The sequence below is a fragment of the Variovorax sp. CF079 genome, assembly GCF_900101545.1.
Taxonomy (GTDB): domain Bacteria; phylum Pseudomonadota; class Gammaproteobacteria; order Burkholderiales; family Burkholderiaceae_C; genus Variovorax.
In genome coordinates, this window is the sequence record NZ_FMZU01000012.1 from 15502 (window position 1) to 33461 (window position 17960).

Annotated in this window: 18 protein-coding genes; 8 read left to right on the top strand and 10 right to left on the bottom strand. The window is 68.4% G+C overall.

Features of this window, described 5'->3' with window-relative positions; translation table 11 throughout:
* Positions 1 to 43 precede the first annotated feature (43 nt).
* Positions 44 to 997, top strand: a complete 954-nt coding sequence (locus BLS74_RS16960; RefSeq protein WP_093108308.1) for a non-homologous end joining protein Ku — start codon at positions 44 to 46, stop codon at positions 995 to 997.
* Between the two features lie 8 nt (positions 998 to 1005).
* Positions 1006 to 3546 carry a DNA ligase D gene (gene ligD / locus BLS74_RS16965; RefSeq protein ID WP_093108309.1) on the top strand — a complete coding sequence of 847 codons (2541 nt, stop codon included), beginning with the start codon at positions 1006 to 1008 and terminating at the stop codon, positions 3544 to 3546.
* A 4-nt stretch (positions 3547 to 3550) separates the two neighbouring features.
* On the opposite strand, the gene BLS74_RS16970 is transcribed toward ligD, so the two are convergent.
* On the bottom strand, positions 3551 to 4366 hold the full coding sequence (locus tag BLS74_RS16970) for a transglutaminase-like domain-containing protein (RefSeq protein WP_093108310.1): 816 nt from the start codon (positions 4364 to 4366) through the stop codon (positions 3551 to 3553).
* Positions 4367 to 4669: 303 nt separating this feature from the next.
* On the opposite strand from BLS74_RS16970, the gene BLS74_RS34405 reads away from it, so the two are divergent.
* Together BLS74_RS34405 and katE are read left to right on the top strand one after the other, a co-directional pair.
* Positions 4670 to 4816, top strand: a complete 147-nt coding sequence (locus tag BLS74_RS34405) for a hypothetical protein (RefSeq protein WP_170855624.1) — start codon at positions 4670 to 4672, stop codon at positions 4814 to 4816.
* Positions 4817 to 4865: 49 nt separating this feature from the next.
* Positions 4866 to 7046, top strand: coding sequence for a catalase HPII (gene katE, locus BLS74_RS16975; RefSeq protein ID WP_093108311.1), 2181 nt, complete (start codon positions 4866 to 4868; stop codon positions 7044 to 7046).
* Here katE and BLS74_RS16980 read toward each other — a convergent pair.
* Positions 7043 to 7963 carry a LysR family transcriptional regulator gene (locus BLS74_RS16980; RefSeq protein ID WP_093108312.1) on the bottom strand — a complete coding sequence of 307 codons (921 nt, stop codon included), beginning with the start codon at positions 7961 to 7963 and terminating at the stop codon, positions 7043 to 7045. The two genes, katE and BLS74_RS16980, sit on opposite strands and share 4 nt — an antisense overlap.
* 129 nt (positions 7964 to 8092) lie before the next feature.
* Here BLS74_RS16980 and BLS74_RS16985 point away from each other — a divergent pair, with 129 nt between their 5' ends.
* The 4 genes from BLS74_RS16985 (at position 8093) to BLS74_RS17000 (ending at position 10997) form a co-directional block, all read left to right on the top strand.
* On the top strand, positions 8093 to 8470 hold the full coding sequence (locus BLS74_RS16985) for a DoxX family protein (RefSeq protein WP_093108313.1): 378 nt from the start codon (positions 8093 to 8095) through the stop codon (positions 8468 to 8470).
* 38 nt (positions 8471 to 8508) lie between these two features.
* Positions 8509 to 9096 (top strand): NADPH-dependent FMN reductase, encoded by a 588-nt coding sequence (locus BLS74_RS16990; RefSeq protein WP_093108314.1) that lies wholly within the window; start codon positions 8509 to 8511, stop codon positions 9094 to 9096.
* Positions 9093 to 9932, top strand: coding sequence for a pirin family protein (locus tag BLS74_RS16995; RefSeq protein WP_093108315.1), 840 nt, complete (start codon positions 9093 to 9095; stop codon positions 9930 to 9932). The genes BLS74_RS16990 and BLS74_RS16995 overlap by 4 nt, the downstream gene beginning before the upstream one ends.
* Positions 9933 to 10013: 81 nt before the next feature.
* Complete coding sequence (locus BLS74_RS17000; RefSeq protein WP_093108316.1) at positions 10014 to 10997, top strand: S1C family serine protease; 984 nt, start codon at positions 10014 to 10016, stop codon at positions 10995 to 10997.
* A 6-nt stretch (positions 10998 to 11003) separates the two neighbouring features.
* On the opposite strand, the gene BLS74_RS17005 is transcribed toward BLS74_RS17000, so the two are convergent.
* From BLS74_RS17005 to dhaK, 8 genes are all read right to left on the bottom strand, one after another.
* Positions 11004 to 11252 (bottom strand): hypothetical protein, encoded by a 249-nt coding sequence (locus BLS74_RS17005; protein ID WP_093108317.1) that lies wholly within the window; start codon positions 11250 to 11252, stop codon positions 11004 to 11006.
* Between the two features lie 8 nt (positions 11253 to 11260).
* On the bottom strand, positions 11261 to 11428 hold the full coding sequence (locus tag BLS74_RS34410) for a hypothetical protein (RefSeq protein ID WP_170855625.1): 168 nt from the start codon (positions 11426 to 11428) through the stop codon (positions 11261 to 11263).
* Positions 11429 to 11688: 260 nt separating this feature from the next.
* Complete coding sequence (locus BLS74_RS17015; RefSeq protein ID WP_093108319.1) at positions 11689 to 12573, bottom strand: 2-hydroxy-3-oxopropionate reductase; 885 nt, start codon at positions 12571 to 12573, stop codon at positions 11689 to 11691.
* A 15-nt stretch (positions 12574 to 12588) separates the two neighbouring features.
* Positions 12589 to 13383, bottom strand: coding sequence for an HpcH/HpaI aldolase family protein (locus tag BLS74_RS17020; RefSeq protein ID WP_093108320.1), 795 nt, complete (start codon positions 13381 to 13383; stop codon positions 12589 to 12591).
* Between the two features lie 25 nt (positions 13384 to 13408).
* A complete protein-coding gene (gene gudD / locus BLS74_RS17025) occupies positions 13409 to 14743 on the bottom strand; it encodes a glucarate dehydratase (RefSeq protein WP_093108321.1) in 1335 nt (444 codons plus the stop codon).
* An 8-nt stretch (positions 14744 to 14751) separates the two neighbouring features.
* Positions 14752 to 15738 (bottom strand): Bug family tripartite tricarboxylate transporter substrate binding protein, encoded by a 987-nt coding sequence (locus tag BLS74_RS17030; protein ID WP_093108322.1) that lies wholly within the window; start codon positions 15736 to 15738, stop codon positions 14752 to 14754.
* A 120-nt stretch (positions 15739 to 15858) separates the two neighbouring features.
* Entirely contained in the window at positions 15859 to 16890 is a 1032-nt protein-coding gene (locus BLS74_RS17035; RefSeq protein ID WP_093108323.1) for a LacI family DNA-binding transcriptional regulator, read from the bottom strand.
* Between the two features lie 27 nt (positions 16891 to 16917).
* A complete protein-coding gene (gene dhaK / locus BLS74_RS17040) occupies positions 16918 to 17904 on the bottom strand; it encodes a dihydroxyacetone kinase subunit DhaK (RefSeq protein WP_093108324.1) in 987 nt (328 codons plus the stop codon).
* Between the last annotated feature and the right edge of the window lie 56 nt (positions 17905 to 17960).

Here is a 17960-nt window from a genome sequence, read left to right on the forward strand (position 1 = left end):
GCCGGCCGCCCGCCCTACGGTGGCGCTCCGGAGGATCGCCGTCATGCCCACATCCAAAACCCCCGCACCGCGCGTCCTGTGGAAGGGCGCCATCAGTTTCGGCCTGGTCCACATCCCGGTGGCGTTGTACTCGGCCACCGTCGACCACAACATCGACTTCGACTGGCTCGACAAGCGCACCATGGACCCGGTGGGCTACAAGCGCGTCAACAAGAAGACCGGCAAGGAGATCGCGCGCGAGCAGATCGTGAAGGGCATCGAGTACGAGGACGGCGAGTACGTGGTGCTGAGCGACAAGGAAATCGCCGACGCCTACCCCAAGACCACGCAGACCATCGAGATCGAGACCTTCGTGCCGGCCGACAGCATCCCCTTCGTCTACCTCGAGCGGCCCTACTACGTCGCGCCGATCAACCGCGGCGGCAAGGTCTACGCGCTGTTGCGCGAAACGCTCAAGCGCGCCGGCCGCATCGGCGTCGCCCGGGTCGTGATCCAGACCAAGCAGCATCTCGCGGCGCTGGTGCCGGTGGGGCCGGGGCTGGTGCTGAACCTGCTGCGCTGGGGTGCCGACATCCGGCCATGGAAAGACCTGCCCCTGCCTTCCGAAAGCGCCAAGCAGGTGGGCCTTTCGGAGCGCGAACTCAAGATGGCCGGGGAACTGGTCAAGGACATGAGCTCGGACTGGGACCCCGATGAATTCAAGGACTCGTTCAAGGACGAGATCATGCGGCTGGTCGACCAGAAGGTCGAAGCGGGCCAGACCGAGGAGGTCACGAAGCTCGAGCCGATCGAGGAACAGGCAGGGCGTTCTGGCGCGAAGATCCTCGACCTCACCGAGCTGCTGCAGCGCAGCCTGCGCAAGGGCGGCAAGGCGGCGGCTGAAGACGAGGAGGAAGAGCCGGAAGAAGCCAAGCCGACCCGCAAGCCGGCCGCCAAGGCCACGGCACGCAAGCGCGCGCCGGCCCGCAAGTCCGCATCGCGCCATAAGGCGGCCTGAGGCAGCGCGTGGCGAGCAAACCGAGTGCGCGCGAAGCGCTGGCGCGCTATCACGGCAAGCGCGATTTCAAGAAGACGCCGGAGCCGCGCACGGCCGGCCGTGCCGGCCGAGGCGCGCATTCCTTCGTGGTCCAGAAGCACCATGCGAGCCGCCTGCACTACGACTTCCGGCTCGAGCTCGACGGCACGCTCAAGAGCTGGGCCGTGCCCAAGGGCCCCTGCCTCGATCCGAGCGTCAAGCGCATGGCGGTGCACGTGGAAGACCATCCGGTCTCCTACGCCGACTTCGAAGGCACCATCCCGCCCAAGCAGTACGGCGCCGGCACGGTGATCGTCTGGGACCGCGGCGAGTGGGCGGCCGAGGGCGATGCGCGCCAGGGGCTGGCCGAGGGCAAGCTCAAGTTCGAGCTGTACGGCGACAAGCTGCGCGGCCATTGGACGCTGGTGCGCATGCGCGGCAAGGACGAGAAGCAGGAGCCCTGGCTCCTGATCAAGGAGAACGACGATGAAGCGCGCCCGCTGGCCGACTTCGACGTGGTGGAAGAACTGCCCGACAGCGTGCTGAGCGGCCGCGGCGTCGACGACCCGGTGCCGCCGGCCGCAAAGACGACGACGAAGCAGCCGCCTGCAGCGAAGAAGGCGAAAGCCGCACCCAGGGCCGCGCTGCCGCGCGGCCTCGAACCCCAGCTCGCCACGCTGGTCGCGGCGCCGCCCGCGGCGGCCGACGACTGGCTGTACGAACTCAAGTTCGACGGCTACCGTCTGCTGGCGCGCATCGACGGCGACAAGGTGCAATGCATCACGCGCAACGGCCACGACTGGAGCGCGAAGCTTCTCGGCCTGGTGAAGGCGCTCGCGAAGCTGCCCACGCGCTCGGCCTGGCTGGACGGCGAGATCGTGGTGCATGGCGAGAACGGCGCGCCGGATTTCCAGGCGCTGCAGAACGCCTTCGAACGCGGCGCCACCTCATCGATCGTCTACTGGCTCTTCGATGCGCCCTTCCTCGACGGCCGCGACCTGCGCGAGACGCCGGTGGAAGAGCGCCGCGCGTTGCTGGCGAAGTTGCTGGGCAAGAAGCCGCCGGCGTCGCTGCGGCTGTCCGAGGCCTTCGAGGCCGCGCCGCGCGCTCTGCTGGCGTCGTCCGCGCAGCTCGGCTTCGAGGGGATCATCGGCAAGCTGAAGGGTTCGGGCTATGTCTCGCGCCGCTCGCCGACCTGGATCAAGCTCAAGAACCAGCAGCGGCAGGAGTTCGTGATCGGCGGCTACACCGCACCCAAGGGCGCGCGCACGGGTTTCGGCTCGCTGTTGCTCGGCGTGTGCGACGACCAGGGCGCGCTCAAGTACTGCGGCAACGTCGGCACCGGCTTCGACGCCGATCGCCTGGCGGACATCAAGGCCCGGCTCGACAAGTTGGCGAGCGACGACTGCCCCTTCGACGAGCGGCCCGCCGGCGTCAAGGCGCAATGGGTCAAGCCGAAGCTGGTGGCCGAGATCTCCTTCGGCGAGTGGACGCGCGATGGTCGCGTGCGCCAGGCCGTCTTCCAGGGCTTGCGCACCGACAAGCCGGCCACCGAGATCCGCCGCGAGAAAGCGCAGGCGCCGCCCAAGCCGGCTGCCGCCGCGCGCGCCGGCAGCAGCAGCAACAAAGGAGCGAGCCGCACCATGGACCTGCGCATCACCCACGCCGAGCGCGTGATCGACAAGAAGAGCGGCACCACCAAGGGCGAGCTCGTCGCCTTCTATCACGAGGTGTCGGCGCTCCTGCTGCCGCATCTGAAGGGCCGGCCGGTGGCACTGGTGCGCGCGCCGGAGGGCGTCGGCGGCGAGCTGTTCTTCCAGAAGCATGCCAACCAGAGCGAGCTGCCGGGCGTGAAGCTGCTGGACCCGGCGCTCGACCCCGACCACGAGCCGATGCTGCAGATCGACAGCGCCAAAGGCGTGCTTTCGGCCGCGCAGATGAACGTGATCGAGCTGCACACCTGGAATGCCACCTCGAATGCGATCGACAAGCCGGACCGCATGACCTTCGACCTAGACCCGGGCGATGGCGTCGAATGGCCGAAGATGCTGGAGGCCGCGATGCTGGTGCGCACGCTGCTCACCGAACTCGGCCTGCCGGCCTTCCTGAAGACCAGCGGCGGCAAGGGCCTGCACGTGCTGGTGCCGATCCGGCGCCACCACGGCTGGGATGCGGTCAAGGGCTTCTCGCAGGCGGCGGTCCAGCACCTGGCGCAGACCATCCCCGATCGCTTCGTCGCCAAGAGCGGGCCGCGCAACCGGGTCGGCAAGATCTTCGTCGACTACCTGCGCAACGGCTTCGGCGCCACCACGGTCAGCGCCTGGTCGGCGCGTTCGCGGCCGGGGCTGGGCGTGTCGGTGCCGCTCGAATGGGACGAGCTGCCCGAGCTGAAGAGCGCATCGCAATGGACGGTCGGCAACATCGGCGAGCGCATCGCCATCGGCAACAAGCCGTGGGCTGCGATGGAGAAGAGCCGAAAGGGCCTGGGCGCGGCGATGAAGACGCTCGGCTACACGCCGCCGCCGGACTGAAACTTCAGACCACCTCGTCGGTGGTCACCTCGAAGCGCTGAAGCGTGTTCTCCCCGAACACCATCGTGATGGGCACATCGGCCGCGTCGCGGCCGCGCGCGATGGTGATGCGGCCGATGCGCGGCGTGTTGTGACGCGCATCGAAGGTGTGCCAGCGCTCGCCGAGGTAGATCTCGAACCAGGCGCTGAAATCCATCGGGTAGGGCACGGGCGGAATGCCGATGTCGCCGAGGTAGCCGGTCACGTAGCGCGCCGGAATGTTCATGCAGCGGCACAGCGTGATCGCCAGGTGGGTGAAGTCGCGGCACACGCCGACGCGCTCGCGCCACGCTTCGAGTGCGGTGCGCGTGGCGCGTGCACGCTGGTAGTCGAAGCGCAAGTGCTGGTGCACGTAGTCGCAGATGGCTTGCGCCAGCGGCCAGCCCTTGGGCACCTGGCCGAAGGTGTTCCATGCGAACTGCAGCAGTTCGCTGTCGACCTCGCAGTAGCGGCTGGGCAGCAGGAAGGGCAGCGTTTCCACCGGCAGATCGGCCGGCATGTGCTCGACGGCCCCCAGGTCGATCGGGTCGGCCCAGCCGGTGTCGAAGACCACCGCTTCGTTGCGCAGACGCACGCTGCTCACGCCGGCGGGCACCTGCACGCGCGCGCAATGGTTGTCGAAGGCGTCGCGGTAGTGGTCGGTGTAGAGCGGCGGACTGATCGTGATGTGCTCGCCGTCCGCGATGTCGGCGGCGCGCGAAGGATGCACCTGCAGCATGTAGAGCAACGCCGTGGGCGCCGTGACGCCGAGTTCGATGTCGAAACCGATTTTGATGAGCATGGTGGCGCGGGCCGGTTGCGAAGGTCAGAGGTGTGATGCCGCACAAGCAGGTTTGGTGCCGAGCGCAGCCGCTTCATCCTATAGCCCGCCGCGGCTGGCGGGCATAGATAGGTACGCGAAGCGGCGTAGGCAAGCCCACAAAGCCGTCAGTGCGGTCCTACTGTGTACTCCTCGCCGCTCCCACACGCCGGAGCGCGCGGCCACTACGGGGTTTGCGCGGTGTCAAATCTAAGCTCATGGCTTGCTCGCAGCCGGCATGCAGCGCCTGTCGAACCGTCCCGCAACGATGATCTGGAGCGAATCATGGAGCTTTCCACACTGTTCGGCGCGCTCGGAGATGCCTGGATCGACGATGTCCTGTTCTGGGCCATAGCGGCTGCGGCCGGCGTCGTCGGACTCGTGGCGGTGGTCAGCGCACTGGACGTGCTCTTCGACGCGGAAGCCGGCTGATCCTGCGGCGCTTCGAGGCGCCGCATTCCAAGAGAACGAAGGAATCTCGATGACGCCACAGAACAAGGCGGCCGCCGCCCGTCGCCCCAAGCCGGGGGACGGCAGCAATGCCAAGCAGGAACAACTGGCCGCCTTCACGAGCGACAACACCCCGCAGCTCAGCACCAATCAGGGCCTGCAGATCCCGGACAACCACAACTCGCTGAAGGCGGGCGCGCGCGGGCCGACGCTGCTCGAAGACTTCATCCTGCGCGAGAAGATCACGCACTTCGACCACGAGCGCATTCCCGAGCGCGTGGTGCATGCACGCGGCGAGGCGGCGCACGGCTACTTCGAGGTCTACAAGTCGATGTCGCAGTTCACCTCTGCCGATTTTCTGCAGGACCCGGCGGTCCGCACGCCCATTTTCGTGCGCTTCTCGACCGTGGCGGGTTCGCGCGGCTCGGCCGACACGGTGCGCGACGTGCGGGGCTTCGCGGTCAAGTTCTACACGCGCGAGGGCAACTACGACCTGGTGGGCAACAACATCCCGGTGTTCTTCATCCAGGATGCGATCAAGTTCCCCGACCTGATCCACGCCGTCAAGCCCGAACCCCACCACGAGATGCCGCAGGCCGCGAGCGCCCACGACACTTTCTGGGACTTCGCCTCGCTGATGCCCGAGACCACCCACATGCTGATGTGGATCATGTCGGATCGCGCGATCCCGCGCAGCCTGCGCATGATGGAAGGCTTCGGCGTCCACACCTTTCGCTTCATCAATGCGCGCGGCGAGAGCCATTTCGTCAAGTTCCACTGGAAGCCCAAGCTCGGCATCCACGGGCTGGCCTGGGACGAGGCGCAGAAGATCGCCGGCAAGGATGCCGACTTCCACCGGCGCGACCTGTGGGAGGCCATCGAGCGCGGCGATTTCCCCGAGTGGGAGCTGGGCGTGCAGCTGATTCCGCAGGACAAGGAGCATGCCTTCGGTTTCGATCTGCTCGACCCGACCAAGATCGTGCCCGAGGAGATGGTGCCGGTGCAGCGCATCGGCCGCCTGGTGCTCAACCGCAACCCCGACAATTTCTTCGCCGAGACCGAGCAGGTGGCCTTCCATCCGGGCCACGTGGTGCCGGGCATCGATTTCACGAACGATCCGCTGCTGCAGGGCCGCCTGTTTTCCTACACCGACACGCAGATCTCGCGCCTGGGCGGCGCCAACTTCCACGAGCTGCCGATCAACAGGAGCGTCTGCCCCTTCCACAACTTCCAGCGCGACGGCATGCACCGCCAGACCATCGCGCGCGGCCAGGTGGCTTACGAACCGCACTCGCTCCTCGACGGCAAGGAATTTCGCATCGACGGCGCTAGCGGCGGCTTCCAGTCCTTTCCCGAGGAAATCGACCCGCCCAAGCTGCGGCGCCGCAGCCCCTCCTTCGACGACCACTTCACGCAGGCGCGGCTGTTCTTCAACAGCCAGAGCGCGGCCGAGAAGGAGCACATCATCGCGGCCTTTCGCTTCGAGCTTTCGAAGGTCGAGGCGCCGGCGATACGCCAGCGCATGGTGGACAACCTCGCGCACGTCGACGAGAAGCTCGCGCGCCGCGTGGCCGAGCCGCTGGGCATCGACGCCCCCGATGCCAAGGCGGCCGCGGGCCGGGCCGGTTATCGCGAACACCGCATGACGCTGCCGATCGAGGAATCGCGTGCGCTCAGCATGGCCGACACCGGCGATGGCTCGATCAAGACACGCAAGGTGGCGGTCCTGGTGATGGACGGCATCGACTCGGCCTCGCTGAAGCCGATCCGCGAAGCCCTCGAACAGGCGGGCGCGCAGTGCAAGGTGGTCGGTCCGCGGCTCGGCACCGTCGCGAGCGCATCCAGGCGCCAGCTCGGTGTCGATGCCACCTTCGCCAACATGCCTTCGGTGATGTTCGACGCCGTGCTCGTGCCGGCCGGCGCGCAGGGCGCCGAGGCGCTGGCGCGCAACGGCGATGCGCTGCATTTCGTGCTCGAGGCCTACAAGCACTGCAAGGCCATCTGCACGGTGGGCGAGGGCGTGAAGCTGCTCGCGACGCTGGGCGTCGGCGCCGATCCGGGCAAGGCGCCGGCCGGCGTGGTGGTGGCCGCGACGCCGACCACCAACCTGGGCGACACCAGCGCCGCCACGCAGATCGCGCAGGACTTCATCGCGGCGATCGCGAAGCACCGGCACTGGGACCGGGCGAACGTGGACGGTGTGCCGGCCTAGGACCGGAGCACCTCCGGCAACGTCTCTACCGCACTCAGCTTCTCCAACACCAACCCGATGAACGCCGACACCGCCAGCGGCAGGTGCCGCCGGCTCGGGTAGAGCACGCTCAGGCCTTGGCTGGTGCGCTGGTATTGCGGCAGCACCGGCACGAGCAGGCCGGCCTGAATGTCGAGCCTGGCCATGGCGGGCGGCAGCAGCGCGATGCCGAGGCCGGCCAGGGTGGCTTTGCGCAGCGCCTGGGCCGTGTTGCCGCTGAAGCGGCCGGCGACCTGCACTTCCTCCTCCACCCCATCGGGGCCGGCCAGGCGCCAGGTGGTGCGGCCGCTGGGGTGGGCGGAGCTCACGCAGTCGTGGTTCGCCAGGTCTTGCAGCGTGGCGGGCGCGCCGCGCGCGGCGATGTAGGCGGGGCTGGCCACCATGCCGCCGCTGCGGGCGCCGAGGAGCCGGCGGCCGACATAGCCCGAGTCGCGCAGCGGGCCGCCGCGAAACGCGACGTCGATCTGCTCGGCAATCAGATCGGCCTTGGCATCACTGAGCACGAAGTCGAGCCGCACCAGCGGATGCGCGGCCAGAAAGTCGGCCACCCACTCCATCGGGAAGAAGTCGAAGAAATCGGCTGTCGCCGCCACGCGCACCAGGCCACTGGGTTCCTGGCTGCCCGTCAACAACGCCTGGCCGGCTTCGACCAGCCCGTCGACCGCACCTGCGCAGCGCTCGTGGAAGGCCTGGCCGGCGCTGGTGAGCGTGAGCTTGCGGGTGGAGCGTTGCATCAGCCGCGTGCCGAGCCGGGCTTCGAGCTGCTGGATGCGCCGGCTCACGGTGTTGGGCGGCACGCCCAGCCGCCGCGCCGCCTCGGCAAAGCTGCCGCAGCGCACCACCTGCACAAACATGGCGATGTCGTTCAGGTCGAACACGAGGCGATTCCTTCTATCTGTGGACGAGTGCAATCCGATTGTGCCGTCTAGTCGATCAATGGGTGCGACCCTAATCTTCTGCGCATCGGGCTCCCACGCCTCAACGCACACGCAAGGACACCTCTTTCCATGGCTCTTTTTCCGGTTTCCCCCACGCAGCGCCGCATCGTCTGGGGCGTTCGCATTCTTCTGGCGCTGGCTTTCGGCGCGGCTGGCCTCTCCAAGCTGGCCGGCGTGCCGCAGATGGTCCAGGTGTTCGATGCCATCGGCTTCGGCCAGTGGTTTCGTTACCTGACGGGCGCGGTCGAAGTCGTGGGCGCCGTGCTGCTGCTCGTACCTGCAACCGGCTTCTTCGGCGGCCTGCTGCTCGCCGCAACCATGGTCGGTGCGGTGGCGACGCACGTGGTGCTGATCGGCGGCAATCCCGCGCCGGCCGTGGTGCTCGGTGCGCTCGCCGCCTTCGTGGCCTGGCGGCTGCGGCCCGTCTCGCTCTTGGCGGCGGGCTGACCCTTTCATTTCCCCTCATCAATTTGTCAGAGGTACCCATGGCCCAACAGCAACAACCCCGCATCGGCATCGTCATCGGCTCGACTCGCGAAGGCCGCTTCGGCGAAAAGCCCGCGCACTGGATCCGCGAGATCGCCAGGCAGCGCACCGACCTCGCCTTCGAGCTGATCGACCTGCGCGATCACCCGCTGCCTTTCTTCAACGAGCCGATGTCGCCGGCCTGGGCGCCGGTGAAGAACGAGGCCGCGCGGCGCTGGGCCGACAAGCTCGCGACAACCGACGGCCTGATCGTGGTCACGCCCGAGTACAACCACGGCCCGAGCGCGGTGCTGAAGAACGCCTTCGACTACGCGTACAAGGAATTCATCCGCAAGCCGATCGGCTTCGTGGGCTATGGCGGCGTGGGCGCGGCACGTGCCGTCGAGCAGCTTCGGCTGGTGGCTACCGAGCTTCAGATGGCGCCGGTGCGCAATGCCGTTCACATCGGCATGGTGGAGTTCCTCGGCATCTGGCAGCAGGGCAAGAGCTTCGAAGACTTTCCGCACCTGGCGCAGGCCGCCAACGGGTTGCTAGACGACATGGCCTGGTGGGCGAAGGCGCTGAAGTCGGCGAGGGAAGCGGTATGACGACCGACGTTGCCACCGAAGCCCGTGCCATCGTCTACCGCACAAGCGGCAGCACGCACGGGCCGATCACGCGGCTCGTGAGTCCGGGCGACCTCGGCGAGTTTCTCAAGCCTTTCGTCTTTCTCGACCTCTTCGGCTTGCAGCCCGAGCCCGACCACAAGGGCTTCGGCATGCACCCGCACTCGGGCATCGCGACGCTGACCTTCATGATCGAAGGCGAAGTGGGCTATGAAGACACGACCGGCAAGAAGGGTGTGCTGCCCGCTGGCGGCGTGGAGTGGATGCGCGCCGGCAACGGCGTGTGGCACACCGGCGCGCCGGTCGGCAACTCGCCGGTCCTGGGCTTCCAGCTCTGGGTGGCGTTGCCCGCTTCGGAAGAGAACGCACCGGCTCAGAGCCTCTACCTCGCGCCCTCGCAGGTGCCGCAAGAGGGCCCGGTGCGCGTGCTCCTCGGGCGCTACGGCAAGGCGCAAAGCGCCATTCCGGCGCCGGCGTCGATGAACTATCTGGCCGTGCGCCTGAAAGACGGCGAGCGCTGGCGCTACACGCCGCCCGCCGGCCACACGGTGGGCTGGGTCGCGGTCAATGCGGGCGGGCTCGATGCGGGTGGGCCGGTCGTTACCGGCGAGCTCGCGGTGTTCGAGGAATCCGAAGACGCCATCGACTTCGTGGCCCACGGCGACACGGCCTTCGTTCTGGGCTCGGCCGTGAAGCATCCGCACGAAATGGTGATGGGCTACTACTCGGTGCACACGAGCAAGGCGGCGCTCGATCAGGGCGAGGCCGAGATCCGACGCATCGGCGCGCGGCTGCGGGAGGAGGGGCGGCTGGGGTGATCGACGCTGCGAGCGGGTACCTGCCCATCCGGGCAGTGGCTTCAGCCCTTGTGGCTTCACACAATGAAGTCATCTGAAGCCATGCTCAACACGGAAGGCACCGGCCCCGAGCCGGCCCAGGACGCCCTGATCGACGCCTACTCGCGCGCGGTCGCCGCAGTGGCCGACAGCGCCGGACCGGCCGTCGTGCGGGTGCAAAGCGCAGCGCCCGGCCGGCGCGGCGGCGGCCTCGGATCCGGCGTGGTCATCGCCGGCGACGGGCTGGTGCTCACCAACAGCCATGTGGTGGCAGCGGCGCGGCGCGTGCGTGTCGGGCTCCCGGAAGGCGGCGACCGGGAGGCCGAGGTGCTCGGCGACGATCCGGCCACCGACCTGGCGCTGCTGCGCGTCGAACTCCCGCGCGGCGCCGCGACTGCGACGCTGGGCGATTCGAAGGTGCTGAAGCGCGGCCACCTGGTGGTGGGCATCGGCAATCCGCTGGGCTTCGAATCCACCGTCACGGCCGGCATCGTCTCGGCGCTGGGCCGCTCGCTGCGCTCGCAAAGCGGGCACCTGATCGACGATGTCATCCAGACCGACGCGGCGCTGAACCCTGGCAACTCCGGCGGCGCGCTGGTGGCTGCGTCGGGCCAGGTGGTCGGCATCAACACCGCCATGATCGCCGGCGCGCAGGGGCTCGCCTTCGCCGTCTCCAGCAACACGGCCCGCTTCGTGATCGGCGAATTCATCGCCCATGGCCGGGTTCGGCGCGCGCATCTCGGCATCGCGGCGCAGACGGTGCCGCTGGCGCGGCGCGTGGCCCTGGCCATTCATGCGGGCGCCAACGCGGTGCGCATCGGCGAAGTGCAGGCCGGCGGCCCCGCGGACCTGGCAGGGCTGAGGGTGGGCGACATCCTCGTCGCGCTGGAAAGCGTGACGATCGCCGGTGCGGACGATCTTTTGCGATTGCTCAATGCGGAGCGCATCGGGCGGCCGGTCCAGGTGTCGCTGCTGCGGGAAGGGCGGCTCGTGACACGCACGGTCACGGCGCAGGAGCGCGTGCAGCCGGCGGCCGCGCGGCGCTGAGCGCCTTCAGGCGCGCGCGACGGAAAGCAGGCCGTCGATCGCGAGCACCACGCCCTGCTGCGCGTCCCTGCTGGGCGGGCCTTCGGCGAGCATCTTGCGCACCAGGCTCAGCGTGTTGAGCAGTTCCGCTTCCATGTCGGTCAGCAAGGGAATCATTTCGTAGTCGGGGTATCTGCCTCGCGCTCCCAACGGCCGGCCGGGTCCGGACAGATCGACTTCGTAGCCTTCGTGAATGGCTTCGGTCTGGGTCTTCATGGCGCGCCTCAACTCAGTTGCATCAGTTGCGAAAGACGCTTCCCCATCGCCTGGATCCGCGCGCCTTTTTCCCGCGCGCGGCGCGTGGCGATGTAGTCCAGTGCAGCCGCCACGGATTCTGCCCCTTCGTCGCCCGACTCCGAACGCCTGCGCCACTGGCTGGCCACCTCGGTCAACTGACGGCTGTCGAGGCGCGCCGGGGGCGGAGGGAGTGGGGTCGCCCCGGGTCCCGCAGGCGGCAGGCTGGCGCGCAAGAGACTGAGCAGTCCCTCGGGGGACCACCGCGGTTGGGAGAGGTTTTGACGTTCCATGTAATACATTGTGCCTATCCTGACACAACGTAACAAGTCCCCAATCTAATCTTTTTACTTACTTTTTAACGAAGCCCGCCTCGGCCGCATGCAAGCCGCGCCCTGCGCTGGGCGCGGCGCCACCCTCAGCCGGCGGCCGGCGCCACCTCGTGCGCCGCCATCTGCTCCAGGGCCTTGACCAGCGCCGAGTGGTCGAGCTGGTCCCAGCCGTGGGCGGCGCAGGACTGCATCAGCTGCGCGGCCGAAGCCGTCTGCGGCAGCGCGACGCCCATCGACTTGGCGCCGGCGAGCGCGAGGCTCAGGTCCTTCTGGTGCAGCGCGATGCGGAAGCCCGGGTTGAAGGTGCGCTTGATCATGCGTTCGCCATGCACTTCGAGAATGCGGCTGGCCGCGAAGCCGCCCATCAGCGCCTGCCGCACCTTGGCCGGATCGGCGCCGGCCTTGCTCGCGAACAGCAGCGCCTCGCCGACTGCGGCGATGTTGAGCGCGACGATGATCTGGTTGGCCACCTTGGTGGTCTGGCCGTCGCCATTGCCGCCCACCAGCGTGATGTTCTTGCCCATGGCTTCGAGCAGCGGCTTCACCTTGTCGAAGGTGGCTTGCGAGCCGCCGCACATGATGGTCAGGCTGGCGGCCTTGGCGCCGACTTCGCCGCCGGAGACCGGCGCGTCGAGGTACTCGCAGCCGAGTGCGTTGATCTTGCTGGCGAAGGCCTTGGTCTCGATGGGCGAGATGCTGCTCATGTCCATCACGATCTTGCCGGCGCTCAGGCCGTCCGCGACGCCGTCCTTGCCGAACAGCACCGACTCGACATCGGGCGTGTCCGGCAGCATGAGCACGATGACATCGGCTGCGCGCGCGACGTCGGCGTTGGTTTTGCACTGCGTGGCCTTGGCCAGCGCCTCGGGCACCTTGCTGCGCGTGCGCACGAACATCTCGTGGCCGGCGGCCAGGAGGTTCTGCGCCATCGGCGCGCCCATGATGCCGAGGCCGATGAATCCGACTTTCATTTCGATTTCCTTGGTTCAGTAGGTGGAGGAAGAAGAAGCCGCAGGCGCCGGCGTGGCCCGCATCGCTGCGAGCATCTGCTGGGCGCCCGCGGCCATGAGCCGTGCGTCCGAGCTCACGGTGACGAACTGGAAGCCCTTGGCAATGCGCGCGAGCGCCACGTCGGGCCGGCCGTTGTGGATGCCCGCGACCAGGCCGTGCGCCTTGGCGCGTTCGAGGATGTGGTCGATGGCCTGCGCGACCGGCGGGTCCACGTCGTCGAAGACGGGCCGGCAGCCGAGCGCGAGCGAGAGGTCCGAGGGGCCGATGTAGACCGCGTCCAGGCCTTCGACCGAGAGGATGTCGTCCAGGTTGTCGAGCGCCTGTGCCGTCTCGATCATCGCGAAGGTCACGATGGTGTCGTTGGCATGCTGCGGATAGTCGGCGCCGCCATAGAGCAGCGCGCGCACCGGGCCGAAGCTGCGCGTGCCGCGCGGCGCGTAGTGTGTGTAGGCCACCAGCCGCTGCGCGTCCTCGCGCGTGTTGACCATCGGGCAGATCACGCCGTAGGCGCCGGCGTCCAGCGTCTTCATGAGGATGCCCGGCTCCAGCCACGGCACGCGCACCACGGGCACCGTGTTGGTGGTCGAGATCGCCTGCAGCATGGGGAGCATGGCCTGGTAGTCGACCACGCCGTGCTGCAGGTCGATGGTCAGCGAGTCCCAGCCCTGGTGGGCCATGGTTTCGGCCGAGAAGCTGTTCGGAATCGCGAGCCAGCCGTTGACGGCAGCCCCACCGGATTTCCACAGCGTGCGCAGGCGGTTTTCTCTCATGGGGCGTCCTTGATGGATGGTGGGTTCAGCGGTCGAAGGCCGGCCGCTTGGGGTCGAATTTCCAGCCGGGGATGAGGGCTTGCATCGCCACCGCGTCGTCGCGCGAACCCAGCCCGTGCTGCTGGTAGAGCTGATGCGCCTTCTCGACCTCGGCCATGTCGAGCTCGATGCCCAGGCCCGGCTTCTTCGGCACCTGCACCAGGCCGCCCTGGATCTGCAGCGGCTCCTTGGTGAGGCGCTGGCCGTCCTGCCAGATCCAGTGCGTGTCGATCGCGGTCACGCGGCCGGGCGCGGCGGCGCCGACGTGCGTGAACATGGCGAGCGAGACGTCGAAATGGTTGTTCGAATGCGAACCCCAGGTGAGGCCCCAGTCGCGGCAGGTCTGCGCCACGCGCACCGAGCCGGCCATGGTCCAGAAATGCGGATCGGCCAGTGGGATGTCAACCGACTGCAGCGCGAGCGCATGGCTCATCTGGCGCCAGTCGGTGGCGATCATGTTGGTGGCGGTCGGCAGGCCGGTGGCGCGCCGGAACTCGGCCATCACCTCGCGGCCGGAGAAACCTTCTTCGGCGCCGCAGGGGTCTTCGGCATAGGCGACCACGCCGCGCATGTCGCGCATGAGCCGGATCGCGTCCTTCAGCAGCCAGCCGCCGTTGGGGTCCAGCGTGACGCGCGCCTGCGGAAAGCGCTCGTGCAGCGCAGTCACGGCCTCGATTTCTTCCTCGCCGCGCAGCACGCCGCCCTTGAGCTTGAAGTCGTTGAAGCCGTAGCGCTCGCGCGCCGCTTCGGCCAGGCGCACGATGGCCTCGGGCGTCATCGCCTTCTCGTGGCGCAGGCGGAACCAGTCGTTGCCGGCATCGGCTTCGCGCGCATAGGGCAGATCGCTCTTGTCGCGGTCGCCGACGTAGAACAGGTAGCCCAGCATCTCGACCGCCTCGCGCTGCTGGCCTTCGCCGAGCAGCGCGGCGACCGGCACGTCCAGGTGCTGGCCCAGCAGGTCGAGTAGCGCCGATTCGACCGCGGTCACCGCGTGGATCGTGGTGCGCAGGTCGAAGGTCTGCAGGCCGCGGCCGCCGGCATCGCGATCGGCGAACTGCTTGCCCATGTGCTGCAGCACGCGCTGGTGCGCGCCGATCGGCTGGCCGACGACCAGCGGCCGTGCATCTTCGAGCGTCTGGCGGATCTTCTCGCCGCCGGGCACCTCGCCGACGCCGGTTCGGCCGGCGTTGTCGGTCAGGATCAGCAAATTGCGGGTGAAGAAGGGGCCGTGGGCGCCGCTCAGGTTCAAGAGCATGCTGTCGCGGCCGGCGACGGGGATCACGCGCAGGTCGGTGATCAGGGGGGTGGCGTTGAGGGACATGGGTTTTCTCAATCGATGCTGATCTTGCCGGTCTCGATCACTTTCTTCCAGCGGGCGAACTCCTGTTGCTGGAAAGTCGCGAACTGTGCCGGCGTGTTGCCGACCACCTCGAGGCCGATGGAAGTGAACTGCTGCTTGATGGCCGGGTCGTTGAGCGCGGCCACCACCGACTCGCTGGCCTTGGTGCGCAGTGCCGGCGGCAGGCCCTTGGGCGCGACGACGGCCTGCCAGGAATAGACCTCGACGTTCTTCACGCCGGCTTCGCTCATCGTCGGCACCTCGGGCAGCACCGGGGAACGCTTGTCGCCGGTGACCGCGAGCGCCTTGAGCTTGCCGGACTTGATGTGCGGCACCACCGCGTTGACGTTTTGGAACGAGGCATCGACCTGGCCGCCGAGCAGGTCGGTCATGGCCGGCGCGCCGCCCTTGTAGGGCACGTGCAGGCCGGTGGTGCCGGTCTGCTGCCAGAACAGCTCGGCCGTGAGGTGGTCGCTGGAGCCGTTGCCCGAGGAGGCGAAGCTCATCTTGCCGGGGTTCTTCTTCTCGTGCGCGATCACGTCGGCCACTGTCTTGTGCGGCGAGCTCGCAGGCACCACCAGCACGTTGGGCGCCTGCACGGCCACCGTGATCAGGTCGAAGTCCTTCAGCGCGTCGTACTGCATGCCCTTGATGAGGTGGGGTGCGATCACCAGCGGGCCGAGCGAGGTGACGAGGAAGGTGTAGCCGTCGGGTGCCGCGCGCTTGACCAGCGTCGCGCCGATGGTGCCGGTGGCGCCGGCCTTGTTGTCGACCAGGAAGGGCTGGCCGAGCTTCTCCGTGAGCTTGGGGCCGATGGCGCGCGCCACCATGTCGGTGGAGCCACCGGGCGGGAAGGGAACGACCAGCGTCACGGGCTTCTGGGGCCAATCCTGTCCTGAGCTTGTCGAAGTGGCCTGGGCGTAGGCGGCTGCACTGGCGGCCAGGCCGATGGCGAGGGCGCTGAGTAGCTTCTTCATGGGTTTGTCTTCTTGAAATTGAAAGAGGTCGATGGCTTGGGTAGCGCTACCATTCGATGGTTTAAATGATAGCGCTACCAAATGCGGCGTCAAGCAGCCAAATCTAGGGGTTTGTACGGATCAGGCGCTGTCGCGGTCGACGATCGAGAAGCCGATGTCGATTACACGGGGGTCGACCTGGCGGCCTTCCGCGCGGTCCACGATGAAGCGCGCGGCTTGCCGGCCGATGGCCTTGCTGTCGATGCGCACCGTGCTCAGCGCCGGATTCAGGTCGGCCGCGAACTCGAGGTCGCCGAAGCCGACCACCGCCAGCTGCGCCGGCACCGCGATGCCGCGCGCCTGCGCCTCGGTCATCACGCCGAGCGCGAGCAGGTCGGAGCTGCAGAACACGGCGTCGATGCCCGGCGCGACCGCGAGCAGTTCGGCCAGCGCGCGGCGGCCGCTCTTCATCGTGGTGGGCGCCGGCACGTAGATCAGGCGCACCTCGCGCAGGCCGGCGGCGCGCGCCGCATCCTGGAAAGCCTGGTGACGCCGCCGCGAGCGTTCGTCGTCGCCGGCCACCACCGCGAGCCGGCTGCGCCCCTTGTTGCGTAGAAAGTCGACCACCGCGCGCCCCACCTCGACGTGCGAGAAGCCGACCAGCATGTCCAGCGGCGTGGGCGTGAGGTCCCAGGTCTCGACCACCGGAATGCCCGCGGCCAGCAGGCGCTTGCGTCCCTCGGCCGAATGCATGATGCCGGTGAGCACGATGCCATCCGGCCGGCGGCCGATGATGGCCTCGAGCAACGCATCCTCGCGCGATTCGGCATAGCCGCTCTGGCCCAGCATGAGCTGGTACCCGCTCTCGGCGAGCGCCTCGGTCAGCGCCTGCACGGTCTGCAGGAACACCGGCCCGGCGATGGTCGGCACCACCGCGGCCACCAGCCGGCTGCGCGTCGATGCCAAGCCACCGGCCAGGCCGTTGCGCACATAGCCCGTGCGGGCCACCGCGTCGGTGACTTTCTTCAGCACCTCGGCCGACACCTGCGCCGGCGTGTTGAGCGCGCGCGACGCGGTGATGGGCGCCACGCCGGCGAGCTTGGCGACGTCGTGCAGCGTGACGGCACCGCTGCCGCGACGGGTGCGGCGCGCCGGGGTGGCCTCGGGGTTCATGGGCCGGATTCTAGCGGCGCGATAGCGCTACCAGTGCAGTGTCGGCGTATGCACAGGTGCGTCCCACAACCGCTTGGCCTCGTCGTCGAGCGCGGTCACGGTGAGCGAGGCGCCCGCCATCTCGAGCGAGGTCGTGTGGTTGCCCACCAGCGTGCGCGCCACCGTCAGCCCTTCGGCGGCGAGCCGCCGGCGCGCATGGTGCTGCAGCAGGTAGAGCTCCATCAGCGGCGTGCCGCCCAGGCCGTTGACGTGCAGCAGCACCTCGCGGCCACGCGCGAGCGAAAGATCCTTGAGGATCGGGTCGAGCAAGAGGTCGACGATCTCGACCGCCGGCGCGAAGGGCAGGCGCTGGCGCCCGGGTTCGCCGTGGATACCGACGCCGAGCTCCATCTCCTGCTCGCCGATCTCGAAGGTCGCCACGCCCGAGGCCGGCACGATGCAGCTGTTGAAGGCCACGCCCATCGAGGCGGTGCAGCTGTTGATGCGGTCGCCCAGCGCCTTGCAGTCGAACAGGTCGGCGCCGGCCTCGGCCGCGGCGCCGACGATCTTCTCGACGATCACGGTGCCGGCCACGCCGCGGCGGCCGCTCCCGTGGGTCGAATGGTCGATCGCGACGTCGTCGTCGACCACCACCATCAGGTGGTCGAGATCGACCAGCATGTCGCTCGCCATCTGGAAGTTGAGGCGGTCGCCGGCGTAGTTCTTGACGATGAAGAGCACGCCGCGGCCGGCGTTCACGCGGTGCGCCGCGGCCATCCACTGGTCGGGCGTGGGCGAGGTGAAGACCTGCCCCGGGCAGGCCGCGTCCAGCATGCCGCGGCCCACGTAGCCGGTGTGCAGCGGCTCGTGCCCCGAGCCGCCGCCGGACACCACGGCCACCGCGTCCTTCTTGGGCACGCGCCGGCACACGAAGGTCGGGTCGAACTCGACGGCCAGCAGCGCCTCGTGCGCCGACGCGAGGCCCGACAGGCTTTCGACGACCGCGTCGTCGACGTAGTTGATGAATTTCTTCATCGCGTGTCCTCGCGGGGCGAACATGAAGAGGGCATCGTGGGGCGATCGGGTGCGGC

Excerpts from the sequence above, each read along its gene's own strand:
- BLS74_RS16960 (WP_093108308.1), top strand. The coding sequence starts at position 44 with ATGCCCACATCCAAAACCCCCGCACCGCGCGTCCTGTGGAAGGGCGCC.
- BLS74_RS16970 (WP_093108310.1), bottom strand. The coding sequence starts at position 4,366 with ATGCTCATCAAAATCGGTTTCGACATCGAACTCGGCGTCACGGCGCCC.
- BLS74_RS34405 (WP_170855624.1), top strand. The coding sequence starts at position 4,670 with ATGGAGCTTTCCACACTGTTCGGCGCGCTCGGAGATGCCTGGATCGAC.
- katE (WP_093108311.1), top strand. The coding sequence starts at position 4,866 with ATGACGCCACAGAACAAGGCGGCCGCCGCCCGTCGCCCCAAGCCGGGG.
- BLS74_RS16985 (WP_093108313.1), top strand. The coding sequence starts at position 8,093 with ATGGCTCTTTTTCCGGTTTCCCCCACGCAGCGCCGCATCGTCTGGGGC.
- BLS74_RS16990 (WP_093108314.1), top strand. The coding sequence starts at position 8,509 with ATGGCCCAACAGCAACAACCCCGCATCGGCATCGTCATCGGCTCGACT.
- BLS74_RS16995 (WP_093108315.1), top strand. The coding sequence starts at position 9,093 with ATGACGACCGACGTTGCCACCGAAGCCCGTGCCATCGTCTACCGCACA.
- BLS74_RS17000 (WP_093108316.1), top strand. The coding sequence starts at position 10,014 with ATGCTCAACACGGAAGGCACCGGCCCCGAGCCGGCCCAGGACGCCCTG.
- BLS74_RS17005 (WP_093108317.1), bottom strand. The coding sequence starts at position 11,252 with ATGAAGACCCAGACCGAAGCCATTCACGAAGGCTACGAAGTCGATCTG.
- BLS74_RS17015 (WP_093108319.1), bottom strand. The coding sequence starts at position 12,573 with ATGAAAGTCGGATTCATCGGCCTCGGCATCATGGGCGCGCCGATGGCG.
- BLS74_RS17020 (WP_093108320.1), bottom strand. The coding sequence starts at position 13,383 with ATGAGAGAAAACCGCCTGCGCACGCTGTGGAAATCCGGTGGGGCTGCC.
- gudD (WP_093108321.1), bottom strand. The coding sequence starts at position 14,743 with ATGTCCCTCAACGCCACCCCCCTGATCACCGACCTGCGCGTGATCCCC.
- BLS74_RS17030 (WP_093108322.1), bottom strand. The coding sequence starts at position 15,738 with ATGAAGAAGCTACTCAGCGCCCTCGCCATCGGCCTGGCCGCCAGTGCA.
- BLS74_RS17035 (WP_093108323.1), bottom strand. The coding sequence starts at position 16,890 with ATGAACCCCGAGGCCACCCCGGCGCGCCGCACCCGTCGCGGCAGCGGT.
- dhaK (WP_093108324.1), bottom strand. The coding sequence starts at position 17,904 with ATGAAGAAATTCATCAACTACGTCGACGACGCGGTCGTCGAAAGCCTG.